The sequence below is a fragment of the Pseudomonas sp. GW821-FHT09A09 genome, assembly GCF_059418405.1.
Genome location: NZ_JBWKPU010000002.1, coordinates 1 through 8,893 on the forward strand (window position 1 = coordinate 1; position 8,893 = coordinate 8,893).

The 8,893-nt window shown below is 63.9% G+C and carries 5 protein-coding genes; all 5 read left to right on the plus strand.

The window, feature by feature from the left end; translation table 11 throughout:
• Positions 1–427 precede the first annotated feature (427 nt).
• From glgA to AC07OV_RS01495, 5 genes are read left to right on the plus strand one after another with little or no spacing between them, the layout of a single operon-like run.
• A complete protein-coding gene (glgA, locus tag AC07OV_RS01475; protein WP_176995942.1) occupies positions 428–1,981 on the plus strand; it encodes a glycogen synthase GlgA in 1,554 nt (517 codons plus the stop codon).
• A gap of 19 nt (positions 1,982–2,000) precedes the next feature.
• Positions 2,001–3,746, plus strand: a complete 1,746-nt coding sequence (gene treZ, locus AC07OV_RS01480; RefSeq protein ID WP_494995912.1) for a malto-oligosyltrehalose trehalohydrolase — start codon at positions 2,001–2,003, stop codon at positions 3,744–3,746.
• Positions 3,743–5,827 (plus strand): 4-alpha-glucanotransferase, encoded by a 2,085-nt coding sequence (gene malQ, locus AC07OV_RS01485; RefSeq protein WP_494995913.1) that lies wholly within the window; start codon positions 3,743–3,745, stop codon positions 5,825–5,827. The genes treZ and malQ overlap by 4 nt, the downstream gene beginning before the upstream one ends.
• Positions 5,824–8,562, plus strand: a complete 2,739-nt coding sequence (locus AC07OV_RS01490) for a malto-oligosyltrehalose synthase (RefSeq protein WP_495091323.1) — start codon at positions 5,824–5,826, stop codon at positions 8,560–8,562. The genes malQ and AC07OV_RS01490 overlap by 4 nt, the downstream gene beginning before the upstream one ends.
• A 24-nt stretch (positions 8,563–8,586) precedes the next feature.
• Complete coding sequence (locus tag AC07OV_RS01495) at positions 8,587–8,841, plus strand: DUF2934 domain-containing protein (protein ID WP_176995938.1); 255 nt, start codon at positions 8,587–8,589, stop codon at positions 8,839–8,841.
• The last annotated feature ends 52 nt before the right edge of the window (positions 8,842–8,893 follow it).

The following is an 8,893-nucleotide window of genomic DNA, read 5'->3' on the forward strand; positions in this document are numbered from 1 at the left end:
CCCCCCCCCCCCCCCCCCCCCCCCCCCCCCCCCCCCCCCCCCCCCCCCCCCCCCCCCCCCCCCCCCCCCACTACAAGGATCATGTTTCAAAAGCTGCATATGGTTACAAGTTTTTTGTCCTACAAAATCTTCTCACAAACCCTACACGCTCTAGGATCTGTCCTAGACTGATGACCGATGGGTCCGTTCGAAAACAAAAACCCCGCAAAAAATCGAAACTTTCCAAACCTGCCGTAGGTCCAGTTTTAAGGTAAGGCGAGCACACGCGCTCTGTCGCAAATGCCCGTCCATCCAATCTTTTTCAGCTGAGCGTGCAACTGGCATACGCCTTGCCAGTTTGTACAGTGCTTGTGCGCCTGACCGCAGGATGCGGTCATCGGAGCTAATGGCAGCGGGCCATTAGCCGACAGACATGTAGGAGAGAACTATGATCAGTGCCGCTGTAGATATTCAGGGAGAGCGTGTCAGTCAGCCGGTAGGGGGGCCTTCGCTGGCCGACCTGCCCACCACTGTGCGGCCGATCGTGAGTCAGAACCCTAATCGCAAGAAAGTCCTGTTTGTAACCTCCGAGTTTGCCGACCTGGTGAAGACCGGTGGCCTGGGTGACGTGTCCGCCGCCCTGCCCCGCGCCATGGCCCACCTGCACGATGTGCGGGTGCTGATCCCCGGTTACCCGCAGGTGATGGAAAGCGACAACCCGATCCACATCGTCGGCGAACTGGGCGGCCATGCCGCGCTGCCGCCGTGCAAGATCGGGCGCATGGACCTCAAGGACGGCCTGGTCATCTACGTGCTGATCTGCCCCGAACTCTATGAGCGCGAAGGCACCCCCTACGGCGCCAACAACGGTCGCGACTGGCCGGACAACCACATCCGCTTCGCCCGCCTGGGCCTGGCCGCCGCCGACATGGCCGCCAACCTGGCACAGATTCATTGGTGCCCCGACCTGGTGCACGCCCACGACTGGCCAGCAGGCCTCGCCCCGGCGTACATGCACTGGCGTGGGTCACGCACCCCGACCCTGTTCACCATTCATAACCTGGCCTACCAGGGCGTGGTCAGCCTGGCCTCGACGCCGGAGCTGGGCATTCCACCCCATGCCCTGCAACAAGAAGGCATGGAGTTCTACGGCAAGATGTCGTTCCTCAAGGCTGGCATGGCGTACTCCAGCCACATCACCACAGTGAGCGCCACCTACGCCCAGGAAATCACCACCCCTGAATTCGGTTGCGGCCTCGATGGTTTCCTCGCCAGCAAGACTCAACAAGGCTTGCTCAGTGGTATCCCCAACGGCATCGACGAAAGCTGGGAAACCTCCACCGACACGCACCTGACCCACAACTTCAATATCGGTGACTGGGAAGGCAAGGCCGTCAACGCCGCCCACGTGCGCGAGTTGTTCGAGCTGGACGACTCCACCGGCCCACTGTTCGCCGTGGTCTCGCGCCTGGTGTACCAGAAAGGCCTGGACCTCACCGAAGCCGTTGCCAGCTTTATCGTCGAACATGGCGGCCAGATCGCGATTATCGGCCGTGGCGAACCGGAAGAAGAACAAGCCATGCGTGAACTGGCCCTGCGTTTTCCTGGCCAGGTGGGCGTGCGCATCGGCTTCAACGAAACCGACGCCCGCCGCATGTTCGCCGGCAGCGACTTCCTGCTGATGCCTTCGCGCTATGAGCCCTGCGGCCTGAGCCAGATGTATGCACAGCGCTTCGGCTCACTGCCGGTAGCCCGCAATACCGGGGGACTGGCCGACACCATCGAGAATGGCGTCACCGGGTTCCTGTTCAATGAATCCACGGTAGAGAGCTACGAAGAAGCGCTGAGCCGTGCCTTCAATGTATTTGCCAATACCGGGCTGCTCAACGCCATGCGCTGCCGCGCCATGACCCAACCCTTCAACTGGTGCCAGGCGGTCGAACCCTACGCCGAACTGTACGAACAACTGGTGGCCAAGGCCTTGGGGAAATCGGCTAAATAATCAAGGGAGGGCTTCATAGATGCCGTCACGGACTCTGGAAACCTGGCCCCACGGCGCAATCATGCTGGACGCGCAACACACGCGTTTTGCCTTGTGGGCGCCAGACGCATTTTACGTCAGCGTTGAATTGGAAGACGGCAAGTCCATCGCCATGCTGCCCCAGGCAGAGGGCTGGTTCGAAACGGAAATACGCTGCGCGGCGGGCACGCGCTACCGCTACAACATCGACGGCGAAACCGATGTACCCGATCCAGCGTCCAGGGCCCAGGCCACGGACGTCCATGGTTGGAGCCAAGTCGTCGACCCGCTCGCCTATCCATGGCGACATAGCCAATGGCAGGGCCGCCCGTGGCACGAGGCGGTCATTTACGAACTGCACGTTGGCGCGCTGGGCGGCTATGCCGGCGTGGAAAAACACCTGCCGCGCCTGGCCGAGCTGGGCGTCACCGCCATCGAGTTGATGCCGCTGGCGCAGTTTCCCGGCGAACGCAACTGGGGGTACGACGGGGTACTGCCCTACGCACCCCACGCCGCCTACGGCACCCCCGAACAACTCAAGCACCTGATCGACAGCGCCCACGAACACGGCCTGGCGGTGATCCTCGACGTGGTCTACAACCACTTCGGCCCGGACGGCAATTACCTCGGCCAGTACGCCAAGGGTTTCTTCCAGGAAGACGTGCACACCCCCTGGGGCGCGGGCATTGATTTTGACCGCCGCGAAGTGCGCGACTTCTTCCTCGATAACGCGTTGATGTGGCTGCTGGAGTACCGCTTCGACGGCCTGCGCCTGGATGCGGTGCATGCCATCGACAACCCGGGGTTTCTCAAGGAGCTGGCGCAACGGGTGCGCCAGCAAGCCGATATCGGCCGCCATGTGTGGCTGGTGCTGGAAAACGAATTCAACCAGGCGAGCCTGCTGGAACACGAGTTCGATGCCCAGTGGAATGACGACGGCCACAATGCCTTGCACGTGCTGCTGACCGGCGAAACCGACGCCTATTACAGCGACTTCGCCGCGGACACCACCGCCAAGCTCGCACGCTGCCTGGGCGAAGGTTTTATCTACCAGGGTCAAGCGACCCGCCACGGCCATCCACGTGGCGAACCCAGCGGGCACCTTCCGCCCAGCGCCTTCGTGCTGTTTTTGCAGAACCATGACCAGATCGGCAATCGCGCCCTCGGCGAACGGCTGCATCAACTCTGTTCGCCCGAGGCACTGAAGGCCGCCACTGCGTTACTGCTGCTGTCGCCGATGATCCCGATGATGTTCATGGGCGATGAAACCAACGCCACCGAGCCGTTCCTGTTTTTCACCGATCACCATGGCGAACTGGCCGAGGCCGTGCGCGAAGGCCGGCGTAATGAATTCGCCGACTTCGCCGCCTTCCACGACCCCGAACGGCGCGAACGCATTCCCGATCCCAACGCTGCGTCGACCTTTGAGCACTCCGCCCCCAGCTTCACCGACAACGACCACACCGCGCTCTATCGCCACCTGCTGCACCTGCGCCACCAGCACCTCGTGCCGCATTTGCCCGGCAGCGTTGCATTGGGCGCACAGGTGCTGGCCGATGGCGCCGTCACTGCGCGCTGGCGCCTGGGCAACGGCAGCCTGTTGCAGATCGACCTCAATCTGAGCGCAGCGCCCGTGACTCACCCTGCGCCGTCCCACCTGCTATTCGAAACGCGCCCCCATGACCCGGCCCTGCTGGCGCCGTTCAGTGCGCGCGTAGCCCTATTCCCTGTTGGAGAGCACCCTTGAGCGAAGCGAACCTGGAAATTCTCGCCAGCCGCGCGGGCCTGGCCGTCGATTGGATCGACGCAAACGGCCGCCCGCAACACGTGAAGCCCGACGCCCTGCGTGCGGTCCTCAAAGGCCTCGGCCACCCGGCCGATACCGATGCCGAGATCGACGCCAGCCTGCTCGAACTGGAACAGGTGCAACAGAACAAACACCTGCCGCCCTTGATGACCATCGACAGTGGCGAAGGGCTGGACCTGGCGCGCTACTTCGAACCCGACACCCTGTGCCGCGTCAACCTCGAAGACGGCGAAACCCTTGAGCTGCGCCTGGATGGCAACGCCGTTCTACCAGGCGTCATTGCGCTCGGGTACCACCAAGTGCACATCAGCGATCAGGTCTTCACCCTGGCCGTGGCCCCCATCCATTGCTACAGCGTGGCTGAAGCGGTGGACAGCCGCCCCGCCCGGGCCTGGGGCCTGAGCGCTCAGTTGTATGCATTGCGCCGCCTCGGTGACGGCGGCTTCGGCGATACCCTGGCTCTGGAGCATTTGGCGCGCTCGGCCGCCGAGCGCGGTGCCGATGCGCTAGCGATCAGCCCGATGCACGCGATGTTCAGTGCCGACCCGAACCGCTACAGCCCTTACTCACCGTCCAGCCGCCTGTTCCTCAACAGCCTTTACGCGTCACCGGGCTGCATCCTGGGCGAGCGTGAGGTACGCAACGCCATCGAGGCCGCCGGCCTCGCCGATGAGCTGCACACCCTGGAACAGCACACCCTGATCGACTGGCCTGCAGCCGCGAAGGCCAAGCAACGCTTGCTGCGCACGCTGTATGAAGACTTCCGCCACGGCGAGCATCCGCAACATGCCGACTTCCTGAGCTTTCGCCAGGCCGGTGGCGAGGCCCTGGAAAATCACTGCCGCTTCGAGGCCGTGCAAGCCCAGCGCGCGGCCGCCGGTGAAGACCTGGACTGGCGCCACTGGCCAGACGCCTGGCGTAACCCGCAGAGCGCGGCGCTGGCTCAATTCGCCGAAGACCACCGTGATGAAATCGGCTACTTCGCCTTCAGCCAATGGTTGATCGCCCGCAGCCTGGAACGTGCGCAGCAAGCCGCCCGCGGCAGCGGCATGGGCGTGGGCCTGATCGCCGACCTGGCCGTGGGCGCCGACGGCGGTGGCAGCCAGGCCTGGAGCCGCCAGGATGAATTGCTGGCCGACCTGACCGTGGGCGCGCCGCCGGACATTCTCAACCGATCCGGTCAAGGCTGGGGCATCTCCGCGTTTTCCCCGGAGGGCCTCAAGCGCAACGGTTTCCGCGCCTTTATCGAAATGCTGCGGGCCAACTTCGCCCACGCGGGCGGCCTGCGCATCGACCATGTGATGGGCCTGCAGCGCCTTTGGGTGATTCCCATGGGCGCCTCGCCCCGGGAAGGTGCGTACCTGTATTACCCGGTGGATGACCTGCTGCGCCTGCTGGCCCTGGAATCCCACCGCCACCAGGCCATCGTCCTTGGCGAAGACCTGGGCACCGTGCCCGATGGCCTGCGCGAAAAACTCAGCGGCCGCTCGATCCTCGGCATGCGCGTGCTGCTGTTCGAACAGAACCATGATGGCCAGTTCAAGCCGATCCTCGACTGGCCCGACAACGCCCTGGCCACCACCAGCACCCACGACTTGCCCACCCTCAACGGTTGGTGGCACAGCCGCGATATCGAGTGGAACATCCAGCTCGGTTTGATCGACGCGCCCACGGTGGAGCAATGGAGCGAACACCGCCTGCGCGAACGCCAGGCGCTGCGCCAGGCCTTGAGCCAAGACCCGCAGAACTTCGTCGATGAAATCCGCAATGACACCGACCACATGATCGATGCCAGCGTGCGCTACCTGGGCCACACCCGTGCGCCGTTGGTATTGCTGCCGTTGGAAGACGCGCTCGGCATCGAGGAGCAGGCCAACCTCCCTGGCACCCTCGACACCCACCCCAACTGGCGCCGCCGCCTGCCGGGTGAAGCCGCCAGCCTGCTCGACAGCGAAAGCGCCGCGCGCCGCCTGGAATTGCTCGCGGTGGCGCGCAACCAGGCCCACGAGCGTGACCGATGAAAGCCCTGCCGCTGCGCGCCACCCAACGCCTGCAATTTCATAAAGGTTTTACCCTGGACGACGCGGTGCCGCTGGTGCCGTACTTTGCCAAACTCGGCATCAGCCACCTGTACGCCTCACCGTTGCTCAGTGCCCGTGCCGGCTCCATGCACGGCTACGACGTGGTCGATCCCACCACCGTCAACCCGGAGCTGGGCGGCGAACCGGCCTTGCGCCGCCTGGTCGCCGCGCTGCGTGAGCACGAGATGGGGCTGATCCTCGACATCGTGTCCAACCACATGGCCGTGGGCGGCGCCGACAACCCGTGGTGGCTCGACCTGCTGGAATGGGGGCGCCTGAGCCCTTATTGCGAGTTCTTCGATATCCAGTGGCATTCGCCCGACCCGCTGCTCAAGGGGCAGTTGCTGATGCCCTTCCTCGGCAGCGACTACGGCGAAGCCCTGCAAACGGGTACCTTGACCCTGGCCTTCGATGCTGCACACGGTAGCTTCTACGCGGCACACTACGAACATCGCTTCCCCATCTGCCCTCGGGATTACGCGATGATTCTGGGCAGCGACCCTTTACTCAAACCCCTGGCCGAACGCTTCGCCGCCCTTGCCTATCAGGATGACGCTTACCACGAGGCGGCGTGGCTTAAGCAAGCGCTCGCAGAACGCGCTACTGAGGCTGACGTGCTGCACGCCATCGAGCAGCAACTGGCCACGTTCGACTTCGACCGCCTGCACGCCTTGCTCGAACAACAAACCTATCGCCTGGCCAGCTGGCGCACGGCGGCGGACGACATCAACTGGCGGCGCTTCTTCGACGTCAACGAACTGGGCGGCCTGCGGGTCGAGCGCAGCGCGGTGTTCGAAGCCACCCACGGCAAGATCTTCGAACTGATCGGTGAAGGCCTGGTGGACGGCCTGCGCATCGACCATATCGACGGCCTCGCCGACCCACGGGGTTACTGCCGCAAGTTGCGCCGTCGCGTCGACACGCTTTCACCGGAACGGCACCTGCCGATCTTCGTGGAAAAAATCCTCGGTGAAGGCGAAACCCTGCGCACTGATTGGCAGGTGGACGGCACCACCGGCTACGAATTCATGAACCAGTTGTCACTGCTGCAACACGACCCGCAAGGCTTTGAGCCGCTGGCCGAGTCATGGACACGCCACAGCGAACGCCCTTCGGCCTTTATCGAAGAAGCGCGGTTGGCCCGTCAGCAAATCCTCAACGGCTCCCTCGGCGGCGACTTTGAAAGTGTGGCGCAGGCCCTGCTGCAAGTGGCCCGTGACGATGTCATGACCCGCGACCTGACCCTGGGCGCAATCCGCCGTGCGTTGCAGGAGCTGATCGTGCACTTCCCCGTCTACCGCACTTACATCAGTGCCCGGGGGCGCAGCGCCGATGACGACAAGGTATTCCAGCACGCCCTGGAAGGCGCGCGCAGCACGCTGGGCGAAGGCGACTGGCCGGTGCTTGACTACCTGGAGCAATCGCTCGGCGGCCAACCCTGGCGCAACCGACCGGTGGGCCGCGAACGCAAGATCCTCAAGCATGCTTGCGTGCGCTTCCAGCAACTGACCTCGCCCGCTGCGGCCAAGGCGGTGGAAGACACCGCGTTCTATCGCTCGGCGGTGCTGCTGTCGCGCAATGACGTGGGCTTCAGCACCGAGCAGTTCAGCGCACCGCTGGCCGATTTCCATGCCATCAACGCACAACGTCTGCAGAGTTTCCCCGACAACCTGCTGGCCACCGCCACCCATGACCACAAACGGGGCGAGGACAGCCGCGCGCGCCTGGCCGTGATCAGCGAATGCGCGCCGTGGTACGTCGAGCAGGTGGAGCAGTGGCGCACCCTGGCAGCGTCGTTGCGCGAATCTGCCGACAGCCCTTCGGCGGGTGACGAGTTGATCCTGTATCAGGTGCTGTTGGGCACGTGGCCCCTGGAGCGGAACCCGGACCTTGAAGGCTATCGGCAGCGCCTGTGGCAGTGGCAACAGAAAGCCCTGCGCGAAGCCAAGTTGCAGAGCAGTTGGAGCGCCCCCAACGAGGCCTACGAAAAAGGCGTCGAAACATTCCTCACGCGCCTGCTGCTGGGTGACGAAGGCCAGGCCCTGCGCGCCGCCATCGCCGCTGCTGCCCAGGCCATCGCCCCGGCCGGTGCACTGAACGGGCTGGCGCAAACCTTGCTTCGTCTCACGGTGCCGGGGGTGCCGGACCTGTACCAGGGCGCCGAGTTCTGGGACTTCAGCCTGGTCGACCCCGACAACCGTCGCCCGGTGGATTTCGACGCACGGCAACGTGCGCTCAACAGCCCACCGGACATCGGCGAACAGTTGTCGAACTGGCAGGACGGGCGTATCAAACAGGCGTTGATCGCCGGGGGACTGGCCGTGCGCAAGGCCCACCCTGAACTGTTTCGCAGCGGGCGTTATTTGCCACTGGAGGTGGTGGGCAAACACGCCGATCACGTCGTCGCGTTTTGCCGCGAGCATCAAGGTAAACACCTGTTGGTGGTGGTGCCGCGCTGGCCCCATCGCTTGCTTGAAAACGGTGTGCGGCCCCACATCAATGCGCAGGTTTGGGGCGATACGCGGGTGAAATTACCGTTCGCCACTGCCACACAAAACTGGAAGGGACTTTTTCATACTGGCGCAGTCACACCAGACAAGGAGCTGCTGATCAGCACTGCCCTGGGGGATTTCCCGGTCAATGTCTTTATCAATCCTGATGATCAAGAAAGCTGAACATTTTCTGTGAGGAGCATTGTGATGAGTACTGAAGACAAACGCATACGCGAGTTGGCGCATCAGATCTGGGAGTCCGAGGGCAAACCTCATGGGGAGGACGCACGCCACTGGGAGATGGCGCGCAAACTGGCAGAAGCCGAAGCGCTGACGCCGAGCAAACCCAAACCTGCGGCTAAACCCAAGACTGCCCCCAAGCCGCCGCCTAAAGCCAAGCCTGCGGCTGCCAAACCGGCCGCGCCGAAAAAGCCCAAGGCGCCGCCCAAGCCCGCTGGCTAATCACGCCCCCTTGTAGGAGCCGGCTTGCCGGCGATGGCGATCTCCGAAACGC